Source organism: Youngiibacter fragilis 232.1 (genome assembly GCF_000495435.3).
Lineage (GTDB): Bacteria > Bacillota > Clostridia > Clostridiales > Clostridiaceae > Youngiibacter > Youngiibacter fragilis.
The window spans coordinates 16,486-38,360 of record NZ_AXUN02000090.1 but is presented as its reverse complement, the minus strand read 5'-3'; the positions used below and the strand labels follow the sequence as shown (position 1 = coordinate 38,360).

Below are 21,875 nucleotides of genomic sequence, written 5' to 3'. Positions count from 1 at the left end.
ATACTACAAAAAAAGGGAGAGAAAAGAATGAAATTCAAAGCGATTTCCATCATTTCAGCAATGGTCCTTACTGTAGGAGTACTTGCAGGCTGCGGAGCCAAGACTCCGGCAACACCTACGACTGCACCATCAGGCACTTCAGCACCGACTGAGACTGCTTGGCCAACTAAGACCGTAGAGGTTCTGGTTACAGCTTCAGCAGGCGGAGACACTGACTTCAATGCAAGGACATTTGCGAAGTATTTCGAGAAGATAACTGGACAGACAATGATAATAACGAACATGGGCGGCGGCGGCGGTTCGGTTGCAACTTCACAGGTCAAGAATTCTGCAAAAGATGGAAACACTATCCTCTTTACACACACCGGACCTATGATAGTGAACGAAGTCGCAGGACTCGTCGACTATGGCTATGACGCATTTGATGTAGCTGCAATACCTGCAGTTGACAAGGGTGTAATACTTGTTGCAAGCAAGAAGTCTGGACTTACAGATGCGGCTGACCTTGTTGCCAAGGCGAAAGCTACGCCAGGCAAGATAATATTTGGAACAGAGCTTGGAGGATACTCACACCTTCAGGGACTCATGCTCATGGACCAGGCTGGAATCGACATGAAGGTAGTTGACGTAGGTTCAGCAGCTGAAAAGGTAACTAACCTCCTTGGCGGAAGAATTGATGTAGCAGCGATCTCATACGGAACGATCCAGGATTACCTCAAGACTGGCGACATGGTTGCACTCGGACAGTTCTCAGCTGAGAGAAATGAATACCTTGGCGACATAAAGACCCTTACTGAGCAGGGACTTGATTTCGCGATGGAAAAGCCATACATAATCGCATTCCCTAAGGGAACTGATGCCAAGATCATTGAGAAGATGAGCAGCATTGCTAAGCAGATATCCGAGAATCCTGAGTACGCAAAGGACCTTGAGACTGGCTTCAAGCAGCCTGTAACTGTATACCAGACAGCTGATGCGATACAGCTCCTGAAGGAAACAAGGGAAGATTTCTTCAAGTTCCAGGCACTTCTTAAGAAGTAACACACTGCAATAAGCATCATAAGGTTGGGGAAATAGAGATATTTCCCCAATCTCATAAGTAAAGGATATCAAGGGGATTTAATTGATATGAATGAGTTGTATATTAAAGTCAATGACAGGGACAATGTGGCGATCATAGTCAAGGAAGGCGGAGCCAGGGCAGGGAGTACCTTCGATGGCGGCCTCGTTGCCATGGAAGACATCCCGCAGGCCCACAAGATAGCTCTTTCTGACATACCATCAGGATCTGAGGTGCTTAGGTACGGTGAGGTTATCGGACATGCCAGGGAAGATATCACGAAAGGCAGCTGGGTCAATGAGCGCAACGTGAAGATTAGGGAAGCCGTACCGGTTGAAAGCCTTACGAGCAGCTTCGACCACGAGTGGACTGCACCTGAAGTAGGACCAAGGACCTTCATGGGCTACAGGAATGCTGACGGCACCTTCGGAACAAGGAACATACTTGCCATAACAACAACAGTGCAATGCGTTGAAGGTGTAGTGAACGTGGCTGTCGACAGGATAAGGAGGGAGCTCCTCCCCAAGTATCCGAATGTGGATGATGTGGCTGCCCTGAACCATGCATATGGCTGCGGTGTGGCAATAAGCGCAAGGAACGCCGAAATTCCCATCAGGACCATACTCAACATGTCAAAGAACCCTAACTTCGGCGGAGAGCTGCTTACCGTATCCCTCGGATGCGAGAAGCTGACACCGCAGAAGCTGTTCACTGAGATAGACGACAGGAACCTTGTGGTCCTGCAGGACTGCAAAGGCTTCCAGGAAATCATGGACGAGATAATGGACAAGGCCGAGGAGAAGCTCGAAAGGCTCAACAGAAGACAGAGGGAAGAATGTCCGGTATCAGGCCTTGTGGTTGGACTGCAGTGCGGAGGGAGCGATGCTTTTTCCGGTGTGACTGCGAATCCTGCCATAGGATATGCTGCCGACATGCTGGTGGCTGCCGGAGCCAGGGTCATGTTCTCAGAGGTATCCGAGGTGAGGGATGGAGTCCATCTCCTCGCACCGAGGACTGTATCACCTGAAGTGCTTGAAAAGCTGAAGAGGGAGATGTCATGGTATGACGACTACCTTGCAGGCGGAGAAGTTGACAGGGATGCTAACCCGACACCAGGCAACAAGCAGGGCGGACTTGCAAACATCATTGAAAAATCACTGGGCTCTGTAGTGAAATCCGGCACAAGCCCGATAGTTGATGTCCTTTCGCCAGGCGAAAGGATAAGGAAGAGCGGACTTACATTCGCTGCAACCCCCGCATCGGACTTCGTCTGCGGAACGCAGCAGTTCTCATCAGGGATGACGATCCAGGTGTTCTCTACAGGAAGAGGGACTACATACAACCTGAGAGTTGCACCGGTAATCAAGGTATCCTCTAACACGGCACTTAAGAACAAATGGTTCGACCTCATTGACATCAATGCAGGAGACATTGCATCCGGTGAAAAGACACTGGAAGAGAAGGGCAGAGAGATCTTCGAGTTCATAATCGATGTGGCAGGAGGAAGGAAGAAGACCTTCAGCGACGAGTACGGCCTATACAATGCGCTGACAGTGTTCAACCCCGCTCCGATAACATAGGATATTGACCCTTGAGAAATCTCTTAACATTCGATCATACAAAGGAAAGGTGAAATTAAATGAAGATAGGATTCATAGGACTTGGAATAATGGGAAAGCCGATGAGCAAGAATCTGCTCAAGGCCGGATATGAGCTTATAGTAAATGACAGGAACACAGTTGCGGTCGCTGAGCTTGTCGCTCTCGGAGCTGAAAGTGCCGAGACGGCAAAAGAGGTTGCAGAGAAGACTGACATAATCGTCACGATGCTTCCGAATTCCCCTCACGTTAAGACAGTATGCCTTGGTGAAAATGGAATATCCAGCGGAGCGAAGGCTGGCACTATCGTCATCGACATGAGCTCGATTGCTCCACTAGCAAGCAGGGAAGTAAGCGCAGAGCTTGCAAAGTTCGGTATCGTTCTTCTTGATGCACCTGTAAGCGGCGGAGAGCCCAAGGCAATCGACGGCACCCTGTCAGTTATGGTCGGCGGAAACAAGGAAACCTTCGACAAGTGCTACGACATCATGAAGACAATGGCAGGATCCGTAGTTTATGTCGGAGAGATCGGCGCAGGCAACATAACTAAGCTTGCGAACCAGATAATAGTTGCCCTCAACATAGCGGCTATGAGCGAAGCGCTTGTACTTGCAAAGAAGGCAGGAGTTGATCCTGAGCTTGTATACAAGGCTATAAGGGGAGGTCTTGCAGGAAGCACAGTGCTCGATGCCAAGGCTCCGATGGTGCTCGACAGAAGATTCGACCCTGGATTCAGGATTGAGCTCCACATCAAGGACCTCCAAAATGCCCTTGACACATCACATGAGCTGGCAGCTTCACTTCCTCTTACCTCGCAGGTAATGGAGATGATGCTCGGCCTTAAGGCTGACGGTCATGAGAAAGAGGACCATTCCGCACTCGTCAAGTACTACGAGAAGCTAAACAATCTCGAAGTAACAAGAAACTAGGCGGAGGTAGCGAAATGACTCCAAAAGTAATAGAGATGAAGGTAATACCGGTAGCAGGCTATGACAGCATGCTGCTTAACCTCTCAGGTGCCCATGGACCATACTTCACAAGGAACCTTGTCATCCTTAAGGATGACACTGGCAATGAAGGAGTTGGAGAAGTGCCGGGTGGTGAAAAGATCAGGCAGACTCTTGAGGATTCAAGGGAGCTTGTCGTAGGGCAGTCCCTTGGAAACTACAAGAACGTCATGAATGAGATATTCGAGAAGTTCAAGGACAGGGACAAGGAAGGCAGAGGCCTTCAGACCTTCGACCTGAGGACTACGGTGCACGTTGTAACTGCAGTGGAGTCAGCCCTCCTTGACCTTCTCGGAAAGTACCTGGAGGTACCGGTAGCGGCACTTCTTGGCGACGGACAGCAGAGGGAGAAGGTAAAGGCGCTCGGTTACCTGTTCTACATAGCTGACCCCAAGAAGACAGACCTTGGCTACCTGATCGAGGATGAGTTCAAGGATGATTGGGAAGCTGTAAGAAGATTCGAAGCGATGACACCTGAAGCCATAGTAAGGCTTGCAGAGGCTGCTCAGGAAAGGTACGGATTCCAGGACTTCAAGCTAAAGGGCGGAGTTCTTGAGGGTAAAGAGGAGATCAAGGCGATAAAGGCTCTCCACGAGAGATTCCCTGAAGCAAGGATAACACTTGACCCCAACGGAGCATGGTCACTTGAGGAAGCGGTATCGCTCTGCAAGGACATGCACGGGATAATGGCATACGCTGAGGATCCATGCGGAGCCGAGGCAGGATTCTCAGGCAGGGAGGTCATGGCCGAGTTCAGGAAGAGGACAGGATTACCGACAGCTACCAACATGATCGCGACAGACTGGAGACAGATGTCACATGCGGTAGCTCTCCACAGCGTTGATATTCCTCTTGCAGACCCTCATTTTTGGACCATGTCAGGATCAGTGCGCGTAGCGCAGCTTTGCAATGAGTTCGGGTTAACCTGGGGCTCCCACTCAAACAACCATTTCGATGTATCACTCGCCATGTTCTGCCACGCGGCAGCAGCGGCGCCTGGAAACATCACTGCAATAGACACCCACTGGATATGGCAGGACGGACAGGACCTTACCAAGAACGCAATGAAGATAGCCGATGGCGAGGTAACGATTGCCAGGGACATGAAGGGTCTCGGAATAGAGCTCGACATGGAAAAGGTAATGAAGGCCCATGAGCTTTACCTTGAGAAGGGCCTGGGAGCAAGGGATGACTCGATGGCGATGCAGTACCTCATAAAGGACTGGAAGTTCGATAACAAGAAGCCTTGCCTTGTCAGGTAGGAACTGAAAGATATCAACAGGGCTAAGCCCTGGTAATTAAGGATGGAATGAAAATGGATTTTAAACCGTATGGTGTCATACCTCCTCTGGTGACACCTCTGACAAAAGAGGGTAAACTTGATGAGAAGGCATTGAGGCTGATGATCAATCACCTGATCGCAAACGGACTGCACGGTGTGTTCCCTGCAGGAACCACAGGCGAGTTCTATGGACTTACAGACGAAGAATACAGGGAACTTCTCATGATCACAGTTGACGAGGTAAAGGGCAGGGTTCCTGTCTATGCCGGAGTCAACCACATAACCACAAGGGGAGCGGTAAGGCTTGCTGAAATCGCTGATGAATGCAAGGTAGACGCCCTGTCCATACTGACCCCGATGTTCATATCCCCTACGCAGGATGACCTCATAAGGCATTATGAGACGATTGCGAAGTGTACTGAACTTCCGATAATAATGTACAACAACAAGCCGAAGACAGGAGTGGACATATTCCCGCCTACTGCGGCAAAGCTCGCTGATGTCAAGAACATCATCGGAGTCAAGGATTCCACAGGAGACATGACTAACACCGAGGAGTACCTGAGGCTTACAAAGGGCAAGGACTTCCACGTGATGATGGGCAGGGATACCCTGATATATGCTGCCCTGTGCTATGGAGCTTCAGGTGCCATTGCATCATGCTCAAACGTTGCACCAAGGCTTGCAGCCGACATTTATGACAAGTACATGGCAGGCGACAGGGAAGGTGCCCTCGAGGCACAGTTCAAGCTTGCTCCTCTCAGGATCGCCTTCAACCTGGGGACATTCCCAGCTGTCATAAAGGAAGGCCTTGCGATGCAGGGAATCGATGTAGGATGCTCCTACGAGCCTGTAGGACCGCTCAAGGAACATGAAAGAGAGAACCTCAGGAAGATCCTCAAGGAAATGGAGCTCATCTAAAGCTTGCCTTTGACATAAGCATTTTGGGACTCTATTATAGTAATCAAAGAGGGAGGTGAGGACTTGGCAAAGATAGCGTTCATGGCACCGAGGTTTGAGATGATTGAGCTTGCAGAAGGCATCGTGAAGAAGATGGATGCCGAGGTCCTCATGCAGCTCTCAAAATCAGAGAATATTGTTGAAATGACTAAGAAAGCCATGGATAATGGCTATGATGTTGTCATAGCAAGAGGTACCCAGGCATCGATAATCAAGGATTCGGGACTTGGGATCCCTTTGGTTGAGATAAGGATCACCGGTCAGGAGATTGCGATGCTCATGCATGAGGCCAAGAAGCTTCTGAACAAGGAAAGGCCGAAGCTTGCCTTCATAGGCTTCGAGAACATGTATACTGATATCATGATTTTCGGGGACATTGTTGGTGTGGAGGTAAAGACATACCTTGTGAAAAGCAGGGAAGACCTTCTGCCTGCAGTTGACAGGGCAGTCAGGGACAAATCTGATGCACTGATCGGGGGAGACATAGTGAACACCTATGCCAAAGGGCTTGGTGTACCATGTCTCTTTTTGGAATCCACTGAAGATTCCATAAGCCAGGCGTTTGAAATAGCGGAGAAGATAGTCATGGCCCTGGACATAGAGAAGAAACAGAGTGCCGAATTCAAGGCTGTGGTCGATTATTCCTTTGATGCGATAATAAAGACTGACAATAACGGGATAATAACCATTTTCAACCACAATGCAGAGGAGAGCTTCAGGACCAGGGACAAGAATGCCATAGGCAAGAAAATAACAAGCATCATTCCGGAGATAGACCAGGCAGACCTTGCAAAGGTAAAGAAGGGGCAGGAGGTGTTCGGCACCATACTGACCCACGATGAGACTGTCTATATCGCAAACTTCGCTCCGATTAACGTAGACGGAAAGCTTGAGGGAGTAATATTCTCCTTCTCTCCTGTAGAGAAGATCGAGGACATGGCAGCGGAGATCAAGAGGGAGATTTACCTGAAGGGTCATATCGCGAAATATACGTTCAAGGACATACATGGGATCTCAAACAAGATGAGGAGCCTGAAGGATATGGCCCTGAAATATTCGAAGAACAACTCAACTGTGCTCATATCAGGTGAGTCAGGGACCGGCAAGGAGCTGTTCGCACAGAGCATACACAACGAGAGCCTGAGGAAGAACAATCCGTTCGTTGCTGTCAACTGTGCGGCCCTTCCTTCAAACCTTCTTGAAAGCGAGCTCTTCGGATATGTTGAGGGTGCATTCACAGGTGCTTCAAAGGGAGGCAAGAGAGGACTTTTCCATCTTGCTGACACGGGCACCATATTCCTCGATGAGATATCCGAAATGGACCTGTATGGTCAGGTAAGGCTCCTCAGGGTGATCCAGGAAAAGAACATCATGAGGGTGGGCGACGATAAGGTCACCCCCATAGATGTAAGGATCATAGCGGCGACGAACAAGAACCTGATGGATCTCATAAGGCAGGGAAAGTTCCGGGAGGACCTCTATTACAGGCTGAACATACTCTCTCTTCATATTCCTCCGCTCAGGGAAAGAAGGGAGGATATACTTGTGCTTACCGACTTCTTCACCAGGGAATATTCAGTGGAGCTAAGCAAGAGCGTGACCTTCAGCGAAGGGGCGAGAAAGCTCATGAGCGAGTACGATTGGTACGGGAACATAAGGCAGCTGAAGAACTTTGTGGAGAAGGTAGTGACTATAAGCTCTGAAAGGGTAATATCAGAGGAGCTGGTTCGTTTCCATATAGAGGATAGTTTCCCTATTGACCAGTCGCAGAAATATGGTACAATTCAATCCAATGGTTCACCACAGGCAGAGGAGATCAGGCCATATACCGAAGCAGGAGAGTATACAAGGATCATTGCACTTCTTGACAAGCACTCCGGAAACAGGATGGCGGTGGCCAAAGAGCTTGGAATAAGCACCACTACACTGTGGCGCAAGATCAGGAAGTATAATATTTCAACAACATACGGAGGGGAGAAGATCTGATCTTCTCCTCTCTGCTTAAAGGAGGAAGCCATATGGACAACAGGTTCGGGTTCGAAGAGGAAAACAGAGGCTACACACCTAAGGAAGCTGTAGCTGAGGCAAAGAGGTGCCTTGACTGCAAGAAGCCCCTTTGCAAGACCGGATGCCCTATAGAACAGTCTATCCCTGAATTCATAAAGGAGGTAGCAAAGGGAAACTTCGGTACGGCCAGGAGGATAATTTCAGAGAGGAGCAACCTTCCTGCCATATGCGGAAGGGTTTGCCCGCACGAGCTCCAATGTGAAGGCCATTGCATTATGCATGCGAAGGGAAAGGAGATCAGGGTAGGCAAGCTCGAGAGGTTTGTGGCTGACTTTGACTATGAAGCAGGGATAATCACCGATCCTACAGTAGCGAAGACAAGAGGAAAGGTGGCTGTCATAGGATCGGGACCTGCGGGACTTACGGTTGCAGGAGACCTGGCAAGGCAGGGCTTCAATGTGGTGGTCTATGAGGCTCAGGAAGAGCCGGGGGGAGTTCTCCTGTACGGCATACCTGAGTTCAGGCTGAACAAGGAGGTAGTGAGGAGAGAAATTGCCAGGATAGCATCTCTTGGAGTCTCTTTCATTACAAACTCAACAGCCGGCGAAAGCTTCACGCTGGAGACACTCTTCAATGCTGGTTTCGATGCCGCATTCATAGGAACCGGAACGAACCTGTCCAAGGACCTGAAGCTTCCCGGACGTGAAAACAGCGGAATCGAGCAGGCCAGCTACTTCCTGAGGATGGTGGTCATGGCCGGAGAAGGCAAGGTCACTGCTGATGAGGTTCTGATCAATCCTGGCGACAGGGTGGTTGTGGTCGGAGCAGGCAATGTGGCCATGGATGCTGCCAGGTCTGCAAAGAGGCTCGGTGCAGGTAAGGTTACAGTTGCATACAGGAGAACCGAGAAAGACATGCCTGCGACAAGGGGAGAATACGAGGGAGCGATAGCTGATGGCGTCGAGTTCAGGTTCTCAGCACAGCCCAAAGCTTATTCAGGAAATGAGGGTAAGGTGACAGGACTTGTGGTTGAGACCGATGGAGCCGAATATGTCATTGATGCCGATGTCATTCTTCTTGCAATCGGGTCAAGGCCAGCAAAGAGGATAGTGTCCACTACACCTGGAATCGAAACAAGTGACAAGGGTTATGTAATCACAAGAGAAAAGCCATATGGAATGACCACCCTTGCAGGAGTATTCGCTGGCGGTGATGTGGTCCATGAGCCTGCGACTGTAGTCAGGGCGATGAAGGAAGCCAAGAAGGTTGCGGATGGTATCGCATCGTACATTGATGCCAAGAAGCTTCTCGGATTATAATCTGATGATTGTGGCCGCGCTTTCCCGCGGCCTGTTATCTTGGAGGGCCCCGATATAGAGTGAGCTCGCGGGTCCGTGAAATGGCTTGTTTGGTCATGACCATATCCCAATGCAAGGCATATAATTCAAGGTGGACTGCAGGAAAAATTCTGGGAATGTCAAAATATGGCAATCCAGATGCATAAGGTTGTATAATATCCTTATAGATTATACAGGGGAGTGATAAATTTGAAGAAAGTTGGTTTTATCGGCATAGGCATCATGGGTGAACCGATGTGCAGGAACGCCATGAAAGCTGGATTTGAAGCTGTGGTTTACAACCACCATGACAACGCGAGAGTTCAGAGGCTCGTAAGTGAAGGTGCAGTGCAGGCTTATTCTCCAAAGGAGGTTGCAGGTCTTTGCGATGTCGTTGTCACAATGCTGCCAGATTCACCTCAGGTGGAGGAAGTCGCACTTGGAGCGAACGGTATCGCAGAAGGCGGCAGGGCAGGCCTTGTTGTGATAGACATGAGCTCCATATCTCCTGTGGCAACAAAGCGTATAGCGGCGAAGCTCAAGGAGAAGGGAATCGACATGCTGGATGCCCCTGTCAGCGGAGGAGAGCCTGGAGCAGTTGCCGGAACCCTTGCAATAATGGTCGGAGGAGACCAGGGTGTATTTGACTCCTGTAATGACATTCTCAAGTCAATGGGGTCAACTGTGACGCTTGTTGGTTCGGTTGGCGCCGGACATACCACAAAGCTAGCCAACAACATGATAGTTGCGCTTAACATCGCTGCCGTATCTGAAGCAATAGCCTTTTGCGTGAAGTCAGGTGTTGATCCTGAAAAGGTCCACCAGGCAATAAGGGTTGGAAGCGCGGGCTCAAGTGTCCTTGATGCGAAGCTTCCTAAGATGGTATCAGGGGACTTCACTCCGGGGTTCAAGATGAGCCTTCATATCAAGGACCTCAAGAATGCACTTGATGCAGGCCATGATATCGGATCACCGATGCCGTTTACGGCTGAGATAATGGAGATCATGCAGTCGCTTAAGGCGGATGGTCATGACAATACGGACCATAGCGCGATTGTGAAGTATTTCGAGTACATGTCAAAGGTCAGTGTTGCGAAATCAAAGTAAAGTCCATATCACCCGGCAGATGCCGGGTGTTTTCATATATATGTTAATTCTACGTTAATTTGAGATATGTCTAATATCCATGTATTTCAAGTTATTTATGGTTTACGCATTTGTATGAACTATGTTAGAATGAAGAGTAAATGTATTAAGCTTGAAAGGAATTGAACGATGGAAGATGAAATGACGCTTGATCTGCGCGACCTTTTCTATATGGTAAGGAAAAGGATGAAGCTGATCGTTATAATAACACTTTTATGCACCCTTGGCTCTGGAATCGTAAGCTTTTTCGTGCTGAAGCCAGTGTACGAGGCACAGACCAGCATTATCGTAGGCAGGCCTCAGGGAACAGAGCAGACGGTATACTCAGATATTGTCATGTACCAGAATCTCGTGCAGACATACATCCAGATCGCAAAGTCAAAGCTTGTTGCAGATGACTCTGCCAGAAGGCTTGGAGAAGGTTTCACATCTAAGGATGTGCAGTCTGCGATAACAGTATCACCGCAGTCAGATACTCAGATAATGGTAATAAAGGCCAGGAGCGAAGACCCTTCAACAGCTGTACAGATTGCCACGGCGGTATCAGGATCATTCATCGAGACTTCAAAGGCAGTCTTTCCGACTGGTGGAGACATACAGATAATGGACAGGGCACAGGTTCCTACAACCCCTGTTAGCCCGAACAAGAAGCTGAACATAGCGATTGCCTTTCTTATCGGGCTTATGGGGTCACTGGGACTCGTGTTTGTGATAGAGTATCTCGACAATACTATAAAATCGGAAGACGACGTAGCGAGATATCTTGACCTGCCGGTCATAGGCATCATACCCAAGGAGGCTGAGGATAATGGAGACAAGAGGCGAAAGAATGCTAGACGTTCACAGCCACGTGCTTCCAGGGCTTGACGACGGAGCCAGGGACCTGGAAACTTCTTTTGAGATGATCAGAAAATGCATAAATGAAGGGACTGACGGTATGATCGTCACACCTCACTATGCTAAAGGCCGATATGAGGTCGGATATGAGACGATGCTGGAAAGCATGAACGCACTTAAGGAAGCCATAAGGAACAAGGGCCTTGAAATTGAACTCTACCCTGGCCAGGAGCTTACTCTTGACAACAGTGCGGTAGAACTCTACAAGAACGGAACGGTTCGAGGAATCAACGGGTCAAGGTACATGCTGGTGGAACTTCCTTCAGAAAGCTTGTCAGACAGCTGTCTCGACATGGTATATGAGCTGGGGATACTTGGAGTGGTACCGGTCATAGCCCATCCTGAAAGATACAGGTATGTACAGGATGACCTTAGGATCCTTAACAGGCTTATACGGGAAGGCTGCCTGTTCCAGATAAATTCCGGAAGTGTACTGGGATCATCGGGAAAGGCTGCCGAGAAGACAGCGACTGCGATGATACAGCATGGTATAGCTAATTTCCTGGGATCTGACGCGCACAACAGCACCAAGAGACCAACAGGACTGCTTGCCGCATTCGACAAGGCTTACAGGATCGATAAAAGGTTCGAGGACTATGCGCTCGATAACGCGGAGCTAATGATTGCGGATAAAGAAATCGAATCGAACTTTGAACTGCCTGTGAAGAGAAGCTTCTTCCAGGTAATAAGGGAAAATATTTAATTTGGGAACAATGGAGAAGGATATGGAAAAAACTGATATCATAACCGTAAGCAATCCGAAATCCCCGATTGCGGAAGCTTACAGGACACTTAGGACTAATATACAATTCTCTTCGTTTGACAAGAGCGTCCAGACTGTCAGCATTACAAGCTCAGGTCCTGGAGAAGGAAAGTCGACGATTGCATCAAACCTTGCTGTAGTCACTGCCGAATCCGGGAAAAGGACTCTCCTCATTGACTGTGACCAGAGAAAGCCTATGATACACAAGATATTCAATCAGTCAAACCTTGTGGGGCTTTCAAACCTGCTTGCCGGTGAAGTGACCATTGAGAACGCAATAAAGCCGACAAACATGGAAAATCTCAGCATAATAACCGCAGGAACCAGACCCCCGAATCCATCGGAGCTTCTGGCATCTGGAAAGATGAAGCATTTCGTAGAGGACATGAAGGATAAGTATGACTTCATTGTCTTCGATACTCCTCCGGTTCTTATTGTTACAGACGCACAACTTCTCGCGGATTATACGGACGGATATCTGCTTGTCGTATCATCAGGAGCTGCCTAAAAGAATGCGGCAATGAAGGCCAAGGAGCTTCTGGAGAATGTCAATGCCAAGATACTTGGTGTTGTCCTGAACAACCTTGATGTCAGCGAGAACAGCTATTATGGATACTACTACCAGTATTACTATGCCGAGCAGCCGCTGAAGACCCAGAGAAAGAGGAAATAGAAGAGGATGGCATTCCATATGGCAAAAGGAGCACAAACAGCAAACGTAATCCATATTTTGGGCGATACCTATGTCATTGATACTGGAGACCAGTATGTGCCTTTCTACGAAATAGGGGATGGAAATATCATCCTTCTTGACTCAGGCTACAAGGAAGACAGAGGCCTGATTGAAGGAGCCTTGGAGTCCAGGGGCTACAGGGTGGCCGCAATCGCATGCACCCATGCCCATGTTGACCATGCCGGAAACAATGCATATTTCAGGGAAAAATACGGCTGTCTCATCGCCATGCCTGAGCTTGAAGCACTGCTTACGAGTAATGTGCTGAACCTTAAGCTCATGAACCAGTACCTGTCCATGACAGACATCAATGAGAGAGTCAGCCATATGGTCTGCGAGACTGACATCAGGGTACCTCTTACGGATACTGTAGTTGGCCTGTGTGGAAGAGAGTTTCGGTTTATCCCTACAGTCGGGCATACGACTTCTCATATGAGCATAGTGACACCTGATGATGTAATCTATCTTGGCGATGCGATAATAAGCACTGAAGTGCTTTCAGGGATGAAGCTTCCATACTTCTTTTCAGTCGCGGACTATATTGAGACCCTGAATGAGATACAGAACTTCAAGTTCAGCAAGTATCTTATCGCTCATAGGGGGTCAAGCGACGAAATATGGAATATCGCAAAGAAGAACATAGAAGGCTGCATGGCGAGGATCGAGATAATATATAACCTTATAGATCGCCCGATGACCATGGAGGACATCTTCAAGGCAGCTGTAAATGAGTTCTACATCAATGTGGGAACAATAAAGAAGCACCTTGTTATAGAGAGGATGTTCAAGCCTTATGCCGATTACCTTTTTGATACAGGCAGGCTGAAGAGGGTCCTTGACAATGGATTCCTGAAATATATGAGAACATGATGAACTCACGATATAAGATAGTCAGAAACCTGGCGGTTTGATCCGCCAGGTTTCTATGCTTAATTATTTAATTTGCAGCCTGCAGCCTGAATTCTGCGAATGCATCAGTAAGTGCAGGAACAACCTCATTTACGTCACCGACAATGCCATAGTCAGCCACATTGAATATTGGAGCATCAGGATTTTTGTTGACTGCTATTATTATGTCGGAATCCGACATGCCTGCCAAATGCTGGATAGCACCGGAAATTCCGCAGGCAATGTAGATTCTTGGCTTGACTGTAGTTCCGGTCTGACCGACCTGATGCGAGTGATCTATCCAGCCAGCATCGACCGCAGCTCTTGAAGCACCGACTACACCACCGAGAGTATCTGCAAGCTTCCTTAACATTGTGAAACCTTCAGGATTGCCAAGACCCTTGCCGCCTGAGACGATGACTTCAGCTTCGCCAAGTGAGACAAGGTTAAGTCTGCTCTTCACAATCTCAATGACTTTGGTCCTTATGTCAGAAGGGGTAAGTGAAATTTCAATGTTTACCACATTTGCGCTGGCTGTCTCATACCTTTTAGCACGCTCCATGACTCCGGGTCTCACTGTTGACATCTGAGGCCTGTGGTTCGGGCATATTATGGTGGCCATGAGATTTCCACCAAATGCCGGCCTTGTCTGTTTGAGCTTCTTGTCAGTAGGATCAACTTCGAGCTTGGTACAGTCCGCAGTAAGTCCTGTATTGACCCTAGCAGCTATTCTTGGTGCCAGGTCTCTTCCAACATGGGTAGCCCCGTACAGCACGATTTCGGGCTTGTATTCCCTGATGGCGTCGGTTATGACCTTTGTGTAAGCATCTGTCGTGAAATTCTCAAGCAGAGGACTTTCAGCAGAATAGACGATATCGGTACCGTATCTGGCAAGCTCATCAACTACGCTGCCCGTGTTGTTTCCAAGTACAACAGCGCAAAGGTTTGAACCTGTCTCATCTGCAATTCTTCTTCCTTCACCAAGAAGTTCAACGACAACTGGTGAAATGTGTCCGTTCCTTTGCTCAGCGAACACCCAGACATCCTTGTATTGGCTTATATCATTGACATTATTTTCCATAACTGAGCCTCCCTATATCACATTCTTTTCAGACATATCGTTAATTAAAAATGCTATCTTTTCAACCACTGAGCCTTCCAGCATTCTTCCTTTACCTTTAGGTGGAGGGGTGAATGAAGCAAAGACTCTAGTAGGTGAAGCCTTAAGCCCAACCAGTTCCTTGTCAATGGGAAGATCTTCGATACCCCAGACAGGTATAGGCTTGCTGTATGCACTGTAGATGCCATCAACGCTCATGTACCTTGGCTTATTGAGTTCCTTGACTGCAGTAAGGAGAACAGGGGTATTCACCTTGATCGTCTCATAACCATCCTCAAGCTGTCTTTGTACTGTAACCTCGTTCCCATTGACTGTGAAGCTCTGTACATATGTTACCTGTGGGATGCCAAGCTTTTCTGCTATCTGGGGGCCAACCTGGGCAGTATCCCCATCAATGGCTTGCCTCCCTGCAAAGATTATATCGAAATTGCCAATCTTATCAATCGCAGCAGAGATGGTATTGGATGTAGCCCATGTATCAGCTCCACCAAACGCCCTGTCACTTACAAGAACCGCTTCATCGGCCCCCATTGAGAGACATTCGCGGAGCATCTCCTCTGCCTGAGGAGGCCCCATCGAAAGCACTGTTATGTTGACATCCTTGGAGTTGTCCTTGAGCTTCAGGGCCTCCTCCAGTGCATTGGCATCATCTGGGTTCAATATGCTCTCTACTCCATCCCTTATAAGGGTCCCCTTTACAGGATCTATCTTGACTTCATTCGTGTTAGGTACCTGTTTTGCACAAACTATGATATTCATGATTTCCTCCTAATTCTTTACTTGTCCAGGACCATTCCTGAAATGACGAGCTTCTGGATTTCAGAAGTTCCTTCATATATGGAAACGATTCTGGCATCCCTGTATATTCTCTCGATATTGTAATCCTTCATGAACCCATATCCGCCATGGAACTGAAGGGACCTGTAGGCAATGTCGTTGCAGCATTCTCCCGCAAAATACTTGGCCATTGCTGCTTCCTTGGTATATGACTGTCCGGAATCCTTCTTGTATGCGGCATCGTATACTAGGAGCCTTGCACATTGAACCTGAGTCGCCATATCAGCGATTTCGAACTGGGTGTTCTGAAGCTTGGAAATCGGCTTGCCGAACTGGATCCTCTCCTTCGTGAACTTGACCGCTTCATCCAGGGCACCCTGTGCTATTCCGAGGCCTTGTGAAGCTACTGTAATCCTTCCCGAATCAAGTGTCGCCATACAGATCTTGAAACCCTGTCCTTCCTTTCCAAGCAGGTTTTCCGCAGGTACCCTGACATTTTCGAATACGATGTCGCAAGTCTTGGAACCTCTTATACCGAGCTTGTCTTCAATTTTGCCTCTGGAGAAACCCTCCCAGGAGGACTCTACTATGAATGCACTGATTCCGCTTACTCCCTTAGCCTTAGTGTCAGTCTTTGCGAATACAGTGATGAAATCACAGATGGGGCCATTTGTTATGAAACATTTTCTTCCGTTTAGTATATAGTGGTCTCCATCCTTCACAGCAGTGGTTGTAATTGACGCAGTATCAGAGCCGGCTCCAGGTTCTGTTATGCCAAAGGCACCGATCATAGTACCCTCAGCCATACCCCTCAGGTACTTCTGCTTCTGCGACTCATTTCCAAAAAGCATCAGCGGTGACCCTGAAAGGGAGTTTGGCATTATCTGGGTAACCGAGGCTGCGCATTTCCTTGCGATTTCTTCGGTCACGATTGCAGCGGAACGGTAATCCCCACCGCAGCCGCCATATTTAACCGGAATGGTTATAGCGTGGAACTTGCACTTAAGTATCTTCTGCCTTAGCTCTTCAGGATACTCACCAGTCTGGTCGATTTCCTGTGCAAATGGAGCTATCTCTTTTTCGGCAAAGTCCCTCGCAAGTTTCCTTATCATTTCATGCTTCTTTTCAAACATAAGTCTTCCTCCTTAAAATCAATCTACTTGCTCAGAATCTTATATAGCAAATATCATGCCAGCGTTAAAAGGTGGTCAATTTGTTAATATTCTAACTAGATATTGTGGAATTGAGCCAATTTACGTATATCATCTATACAAAATACGGCATTGGTACTCACTTAACTTGTTTCCAATGTATACATTCGGAGTTGGAGATTGATGAATCGAGATGATTTCTTTTATTAAATGGGTAAGATATTGGTATTCTCAACATATTTACGCCGAATTTCAAAAAAATAGCTATCTGAATTTCAACCTGGGAACGAGGTATCTCCAGTTTGAAATGACAAATAGCTAACAAAGTTGGTTAATAAAAAAGGCTCACTAGATCCAGGTCATTGACATCGCTCCGACAACAAGAGGGATTGTCACAAGGGCAACCAGAGTTCCAACGAAGGTTACCTTTACGGCGTATTGCTCATCCCCGCCTTTGACCTTTGCAAATATTGGAAATGAAGGCATGGTGGGCAGTGCCATTATTATCGCAAGTGTCTTTGCGACGACTGGATCAAGGAAATTCCTTCCTACCATATATACTAGAATCGGAAACAGAAAGAGCCTCACCAACGTATGGAAGTACAGCGAAACCTGCTTATGTGCACCCTTGAAATCTACGACTGTGAGCATCGCTCCCAGATACACTATGGAACAGTATTTTGTTGTACTCCCAAGCCCGGATATGACATCGAACACAAGCCCTGAAGGCTTTATATTGAGCATGAGCAGTGTAACTGAAGCCACAAGGGTTACGTTGAGCGGAGTTATCAGACCTCTTAAGACATCGTTGACAGGCTGGTTCTTGTCCTGATTCATGAAGTTAATTCCAACCGTCCAGTTAAGCATGACGTCGAATATCATGAATACCGAAAGTATGAGCAGACCGTCATTTCCATAAAGTGCAGCAACCATGGGAAGTCCGATGTAGCCCAGATTGCCCATTGCAGTGGCTGAGAGATGCGTATCTGCTGTTCTCCCTTTGAGTCCGCTTATGCGTGCGACGAATTTGCCGACTCCAAAATTAATGAGTATGAGTGCGATAGATGCAACTACCGCAGGAATGCTGCCAAGTACGGCACTTCTGCCTCCTAGGTTGGTGATGGTCCTGAATATAAGGGCAGGAAGTGCGATATAAATAGTGAACTTGCCTACACCCTCATACCAGGGGACCGTCATTATCTTAAGTTTTATTGATATATAACCTATCGCCATGAGCAGCATTATGATTGAAACCTGCTCAAGGACTATCAACGCTTCATTCATCTGGTTCACCTCTCAAATTAAAGTTAGTTATGGAATTTTAAGTTACAATTTCATTATATTCAGATACAATCCTGTCTATGAGAACCTTGCATGTGGGGATGTCGTTTATCAGACCTATGACCTGTCCTATTGGAATGAATATATTTTCAATATCTCCCTCAAGGTAGCTTTTTTTGGCATCGAATCCTTTAAGGTATTTCAGAAGTTCTTCAGGAGTGGCCTGTTGCCTTTCCTTTTCAAGTATCTCTTTTGTAAGGTCGTTCTTCAGACATCTGAAGGCGTTTCTGATTGTCTTGAAGACTACGGCTGTATCCGTGGATCTTGAATCAACTATCCTTTCTTTTATCTTCCTGTGGAAGAGTGACTCCTCTGTAACTGCAAAAGCTGATCCCATAAGCACTCCATCAGCCCCCATCATCATCACCGATGCCATTCCCTTGCCGGTAGCGATACCACCTGCCGCAATGACTGGGACTTTGACACTTGCAATAGTCTCAGGAAGGTTTACAAAAAGACATACCTCCTCCATGCCGGGGTGTCCGCCGGCAGAGTATCCGACAAGTATGATCGCATCAGCACCTGCCTCGACTGCCTTTATTGCATGACGGGCAGTGACAACCTTATGCAGAACCTTGACTCCACCTGACTTGAGCCTCCCTATCAGTTCTGAAGGGTCATTGCCAGCAGTCTCGACTACAGGGATTTTTTCTTCGATGACAACATCTATGAAATTGCGGCTCAGGTCGTTCTTTGACTCCTTTAACAGTGATATGTTAACACCAAAAGGCTTGTCAGTAAGCGTCCGTGTCCTTTTAATCTCTTTCCTGAGCATTTCCGTGTCGGTCATATGCCCTGATGCAATAAAGCCGAGCCCCCCTGCATTGCTTATTGAGGAAACAAGTTTAGCATCTGAAAGTCCATACATACCACCGCATAATATCGGGTACTCAATACCAAGCATCTGTGTCAATTTGGTTTTCATCAATATCAACCCCTTGAAAACACTGTTATCACCTTAAATTAATAGTGTTTAAAATCACTTCCTGGGAAGCGATTTTAAACACACATCTAAGCTACAATCTGGATTAGTAGAACATCATCGCAAGCGCAACAATCAGTCCTGTTGATACAAGCGGGATGATGCACATTATTACGAATACATACCAGTAACTCTGCTTGTGGTTTGTTCCCATAAGCATGAACATGGTATTGACTGCCCCGTTGTGGGGAAGTGAGTCAAGTCCTCCGCATGCGACTGCAGACAGTCTGTGGAAGACATTGGCGTTCAGTCCCATATCAAGATAGGTCTGGCCAAGTGCCTTCATGAATATCTCAAGTCCGCCGGCAGCTGAACCGGTAATACCTGCAACTATGTTTATTGCGACAGCTGCAGACAGATATGGACTGAGATCGAGTCCCATTGCGAAATCAACGAAGTTCTGGAAAGCTGGTGACTTTGAAACGACAGTTCCGAATCCTACTAGTGCGGCAGTGTTAAGCAGTGGAATTACTGCTGACCTGAAGCCTTCGTTAAGGGTGAGCATCTTGTCCTTGAGTCTGCTCCAGTTGAGAATATATGTAAGTGCTGCTCCTGTTACTAGACATACACTGACGCCATTGTTCTTAACGGCGAACTTTCCTGAAATTGTCACAATAAGCATGATGGTCACAAGCAGAGGCAGAAAAGCAACTAGCGTGGAGGGAAGTGGCCTGCTCTGGTCTACGTTAAGGAACTTATCATCTGTGGCGTGGTTAAGCTCAAAGGTTTCACCCTTAGCCTGCGATTTCTTGAGCTCCCAGTTCAGGAAGCTGATACCAGCTACGAACATGAATACTCCTATTCCAATACCTAGGACTGGTGCTGCCATCGGTGTGGTTCCGAGGTACTGGGTCGGTATAAGATTGGGAAGCGATGGAAGTCCGGGCAGTGCTGTCATCGCGAAGGTTCCGTTTCCAAGCACGAATGAGCCGACCATGAACCTTTTTGGTATGTTGGCATCCCTGTATATGCCAAGTACTAGAGGTATGACAGTAAAAGTCTGAACAAACAGGCTTACTCCACCATAGCTGAGGATTGCTGCTGTTATGCAGGTAATCATCATGACGTTCTTGGCACCCATCTTTTCCATCAGGAAGTTGCCTATCGCCTTGGCTGATCCGCTGTCGCCCATGACCTGCCCAAGAAGAGCGCCTGTACTTAGAAGAAAGAAGTATGAACTTACAAACCCGACGGTTCCAGGAAGGAATGCTGTACCAAGCTGTCCGAAGATGTCTCCACCTGTGGATACGATTACGACGAGTGCACACAAGATCGATGCGGGAATTACTCCGACCCCCTTGTAGACTATAAGCATTAATAATACCAGTGACGCGATTACTCCAATGACTCCTACCATGATTGCCTCCTTCAAAATTAAGTTTAGAGATGATATCCTGTTTGCTTCTTGCCTGATGTCCGATGAATCCCTCCCCATACGTTTTTGTGGTACGAACATTACCTTGACATTGGTAAAGCAATTAGTGTGCCAAAAAAACGTTGATCTTGAGTTTAACATTCGGGCTATCTTTGAAGGAAAGAATCATAAAGCTGAATTATCGCCAAATATCTGGTTAAGTTCATTATTTCCACGTAGTAATAGAAAAGGATACTCCACTTGGGATCAACATGGACATATAGCCTGCAAATCTCTAGAATCCAATAGATTTATGGACTTTTAGCGAACAAAGATCATTCAAGCCATGTATTAATTTTTTTTGAACAATTATCTGAAGTATCAGATTGTTGCGGATCATAAAGGAATATTCGGCAATACTGAATAAACTATATACAGAATTATCCTTTAAATCAACTTAAAATGTATACAAAAGATACAGAAAGGGTGCTGGTGAAGATTAACATTTTTTGGCAATCTAATTAAGGCACCAGAATTCCATGGTATGTATGAAATTTCGGATTTTTTTCGCCTTTTCAGCAGGCGTTGCGATTTGGCATGCAAATTGCTTTACAAATAGTCAGAGCTATCATGTAGCATCAGCTAATGTAGTTGAATAAAACATAGCAAGGAGGAAAATATCATGGATTTAGAAACAACAGCTTTACCTATGCCAAGCCTTGACCTTACCGGTAAGGTGGCTATCGTGACAGGAGGAACCATGGGTCTTGGATACGGAATGGTGATGACTCTGGCACATTTCGGAGCGAGTGTCGTGCTGTGCAGCAGACATCAGGAGGATTGCGACAGGGTTGCACAGGAAGTCGAAAATGCCGGAGGTAAGGCTCTTGGCATCAAAGCGGACGTAAGGATCAAGGATGAAATCGAAGAAGTGGTGAGAAAGGCTGTAGAGAAGTTCGGAAGAGTCGACATAATGGTTAACAATGCCGGAATGGGTATAACCAAAAGGGTTGTTGAAATGTCGGAAGATGAGTTTGATACTGTGTTTGATACCAATGTAAAGGGCTTGTTCTTTGGTGCTGCTGCAGCTGCAAGGGAAATGATCAAGCAGGGAACAGGAGGAAGGATCATCAATATTTCATCAGCTGGCGGACTTGTAGGGACTAAGAATATTGCAGCCTATTGCTCGTCTAAGGCTGCCGTCGTAAGCCTCTCAAAGACAATGGCAATGGAATGGGGACCCTATGGAATAACAGCTAACACAATCTGTCCGGGATACGTCCCGACATCGATCAACAGGGCAGCACTTGAGATTCCAAAGGTGAAGGAACAGATTGTTAAGAGAACTGCACTCAGAAGACTCGGAACTATAGAAGAAATAGCAGCTGTAACACTGTTCCTTGCATCAGATGCATCCAGCATAATAACAGGTGCATATATCGCAGCTGACATGGGAACTACCTGCAACTAGA

At 47.3% G+C, this 21,875-nt stretch carries 18 protein-coding genes and 1 pseudogene; 13 read left to right on the top strand and 6 right to left on the bottom strand.

The window, feature by feature from the left end:
- Positions 1-27: 27 nt before the first annotated feature.
- From T472_RS05465 to T472_RS05410, 12 genes and pseudogenes are all read left to right on the top strand, one after another.
- Positions 28-1,041, top strand: coding sequence for a tripartite tricarboxylate transporter substrate binding protein (locus T472_RS05465; RefSeq protein WP_023386291.1), 1,014 nt, complete (start codon positions 28-30; stop codon positions 1,039-1,041).
- A gap of 87 nt (positions 1,042-1,128) precedes the next feature.
- Positions 1,129-2,640 carry a galactarate dehydratase gene (gene garD / locus T472_RS05460; protein WP_023386290.1) on the top strand — a complete coding sequence of 504 codons (1,512 nt, stop codon included), beginning with the start codon at positions 1,129-1,131 and terminating at the stop codon, positions 2,638-2,640.
- A gap of 59 nt (positions 2,641-2,699) precedes the next feature.
- On the top strand, positions 2,700-3,587 hold the full coding sequence (garR, locus tag T472_RS05455; RefSeq protein ID WP_040906777.1) for a 2-hydroxy-3-oxopropionate reductase: 888 nt from the start codon (positions 2,700-2,702) through the stop codon (positions 3,585-3,587).
- Positions 3,588-3,601: 14 nt separating this feature from the next.
- The gene (locus tag T472_RS05450; RefSeq protein WP_040906775.1) at positions 3,602-4,927 is read left to right on the top strand and encodes an enolase C-terminal domain-like protein; all 1,326 of its coding nucleotides are present in this window, start codon (positions 3,602-3,604) and stop codon (positions 4,925-4,927) included.
- 53 nt (positions 4,928-4,980) lie between these two features.
- Positions 4,981-5,868, top strand: coding sequence for a 4-hydroxy-tetrahydrodipicolinate synthase (gene dapA, locus T472_RS05445; protein WP_023386288.1), 888 nt, complete (start codon positions 4,981-4,983; stop codon positions 5,866-5,868).
- 63 nt (positions 5,869-5,931) lie between these two features.
- The gene (locus T472_RS05440; protein WP_023386285.1) at positions 5,932-7,893 is read left to right on the top strand and encodes a sigma 54-interacting transcriptional regulator; all 1,962 of its coding nucleotides are present in this window, start codon (positions 5,932-5,934) and stop codon (positions 7,891-7,893) included.
- 32 nt (positions 7,894-7,925) lie between these two features.
- Positions 7,926-9,233, top strand: coding sequence for an NAD(P)-dependent oxidoreductase (locus T472_RS05435; protein WP_023386283.1), 1,308 nt, complete (start codon positions 7,926-7,928; stop codon positions 9,231-9,233).
- A 228-nt stretch (positions 9,234-9,461) separates the two neighbouring features.
- Positions 9,462-10,358: a 2-hydroxy-3-oxopropionate reductase gene (gene garR, locus T472_RS05430; RefSeq protein WP_023386281.1), complete on the top strand. Its 897-nt coding sequence runs from the start codon at positions 9,462-9,464 to the stop codon at positions 10,356-10,358.
- Positions 10,359-10,526: 168 nt separating this feature from the next.
- On the top strand, positions 10,527-11,264 hold the full coding sequence (locus T472_RS05425) for a YveK family protein (protein WP_023386279.1): 738 nt from the start codon (positions 10,527-10,529) through the stop codon (positions 11,262-11,264).
- Positions 11,206-11,997: a tyrosine-protein phosphatase gene (locus tag T472_RS05420; protein WP_023386277.1), complete on the top strand. Its 792-nt coding sequence runs from the start codon at positions 11,206-11,208 to the stop codon at positions 11,995-11,997. Before T472_RS05425 ends, T472_RS05420 begins: the two co-directional genes overlap by 59 nt.
- A gap of 22 nt (positions 11,998-12,019) precedes the next feature.
- Positions 12,020-12,730 (top strand): annotated as a pseudogene (locus T472_RS05415) (CpsD/CapB family tyrosine-protein kinase).
- Between the two features lie 18 nt (positions 12,731-12,748).
- Entirely contained in the window at positions 12,749-13,660 is a 912-nt protein-coding gene (locus tag T472_RS05410) for an MBL fold metallo-hydrolase (RefSeq protein WP_040906791.1), read from the top strand.
- A gap of 67 nt (positions 13,661-13,727) precedes the next feature.
- Here T472_RS05410 and T472_RS05405 read toward each other — a convergent pair whose 3' ends face one another.
- The 6 genes from T472_RS05405 to T472_RS05380 all read right to left on the bottom strand — a co-directional run bounded on the left by T472_RS05405 (position 13,728) and on the right by T472_RS05380 (position 20,406).
- Complete coding sequence (locus T472_RS05405; protein WP_023386274.1) at positions 13,728-14,759, bottom strand: electron transfer flavoprotein subunit alpha/FixB family protein; 1,032 nt, start codon at positions 14,757-14,759, stop codon at positions 13,728-13,730.
- 12 nt (positions 14,760-14,771) lie between these two features.
- Positions 14,772-15,557 (bottom strand): electron transfer flavoprotein subunit beta, encoded by a 786-nt coding sequence (gene etfB / locus T472_RS05400; protein ID WP_023386272.1) that lies wholly within the window; start codon positions 15,555-15,557, stop codon positions 14,772-14,774.
- A 17-nt stretch (positions 15,558-15,574) separates the two neighbouring features.
- A complete protein-coding gene (locus tag T472_RS05395) occupies positions 15,575-16,708 on the bottom strand; it encodes an acyl-CoA dehydrogenase family protein (RefSeq protein WP_023386270.1) in 1,134 nt (377 codons plus the stop codon).
- A 366-nt stretch (positions 16,709-17,074) separates the two neighbouring features.
- Complete coding sequence (locus tag T472_RS05390; RefSeq protein WP_023386268.1) at positions 17,075-18,010, bottom strand: AEC family transporter; 936 nt, start codon at positions 18,008-18,010, stop codon at positions 17,075-17,077.
- A gap of 37 nt (positions 18,011-18,047) precedes the next feature.
- The gene (locus tag T472_RS05385; protein WP_023386266.1) at positions 18,048-18,992 is read right to left on the bottom strand and encodes an NAD(P)H-dependent flavin oxidoreductase; all 945 of its coding nucleotides are present in this window, start codon (positions 18,990-18,992) and stop codon (positions 18,048-18,050) included.
- A gap of 103 nt (positions 18,993-19,095) precedes the next feature.
- Positions 19,096-20,406, bottom strand: a complete 1,311-nt coding sequence (locus T472_RS05380) for a GntP family permease (RefSeq protein ID WP_023386264.1) — start codon at positions 20,404-20,406, stop codon at positions 19,096-19,098.
- A gap of 679 nt (positions 20,407-21,085) precedes the next feature.
- Between T472_RS05380 and T472_RS05375 the strand changes: the two genes are divergently transcribed.
- Positions 21,086-21,874, top strand: coding sequence for an SDR family NAD(P)-dependent oxidoreductase (locus tag T472_RS05375; RefSeq protein ID WP_023386261.1), 789 nt, complete (start codon positions 21,086-21,088; stop codon positions 21,872-21,874).
- Position 21,875: the final 1 nt, after the last annotated feature.

Excerpts from the sequence above, each read along its gene's own strand:
- T472_RS05465 (WP_023386291.1), top strand. The coding sequence starts at position 28 with ATGAAATTCAAAGCGATTTCCATCATTTCAGCAATGGTCCTTACTGTA.
- garD (WP_023386290.1), top strand. The coding sequence starts at position 1,129 with ATGAATGAGTTGTATATTAAAGTCAATGACAGGGACAATGTGGCGATC.
- garR (WP_040906777.1), top strand. The coding sequence starts at position 2,700 with ATGAAGATAGGATTCATAGGACTTGGAATAATGGGAAAGCCGATGAGC.
- T472_RS05450 (WP_040906775.1), top strand. The coding sequence starts at position 3,602 with ATGACTCCAAAAGTAATAGAGATGAAGGTAATACCGGTAGCAGGCTAT.
- dapA (WP_023386288.1), top strand. The coding sequence starts at position 4,981 with ATGGATTTTAAACCGTATGGTGTCATACCTCCTCTGGTGACACCTCTG.
- T472_RS05435 (WP_023386283.1), top strand. The coding sequence starts at position 7,926 with ATGGACAACAGGTTCGGGTTCGAAGAGGAAAACAGAGGCTACACACCT.
- T472_RS05425 (WP_023386279.1), top strand. The coding sequence starts at position 10,527 with ATGGAAGATGAAATGACGCTTGATCTGCGCGACCTTTTCTATATGGTA.
- T472_RS05420 (WP_023386277.1), top strand. The coding sequence starts at position 11,206 with ATGGAGACAAGAGGCGAAAGAATGCTAGACGTTCACAGCCACGTGCTT.
- T472_RS05410 (WP_040906791.1), top strand. The coding sequence starts at position 12,749 with ATGGCAAAAGGAGCACAAACAGCAAACGTAATCCATATTTTGGGCGAT.
- T472_RS05405 (WP_023386274.1), bottom strand. The coding sequence starts at position 14,759 with ATGGAAAATAATGTCAATGATATAAGCCAATACAAGGATGTCTGGGTG.
- etfB (WP_023386272.1), bottom strand. The coding sequence starts at position 15,557 with ATGAATATCATAGTTTGTGCAAAACAGGTACCTAACACGAATGAAGTC.
- T472_RS05395 (WP_023386270.1), bottom strand. The coding sequence starts at position 16,708 with ATGTTTGAAAAGAAGCATGAAATGATAAGGAAACTTGCGAGGGACTTT.
- T472_RS05390 (WP_023386268.1), bottom strand. The coding sequence starts at position 18,010 with ATGAATGAAGCGTTGATAGTCCTTGAGCAGGTTTCAATCATAATGCTG.
- T472_RS05385 (WP_023386266.1), bottom strand. The coding sequence starts at position 18,992 with ATGAAAACCAAATTGACACAGATGCTTGGTATTGAGTACCCGATATTA.
- T472_RS05380 (WP_023386264.1), bottom strand. The coding sequence starts at position 20,406 with ATGGTAGGAGTCATTGGAGTAATCGCGTCACTGGTATTATTAATGCTT.
- T472_RS05375 (WP_023386261.1), top strand. The coding sequence starts at position 21,086 with ATGGATTTAGAAACAACAGCTTTACCTATGCCAAGCCTTGACCTTACC.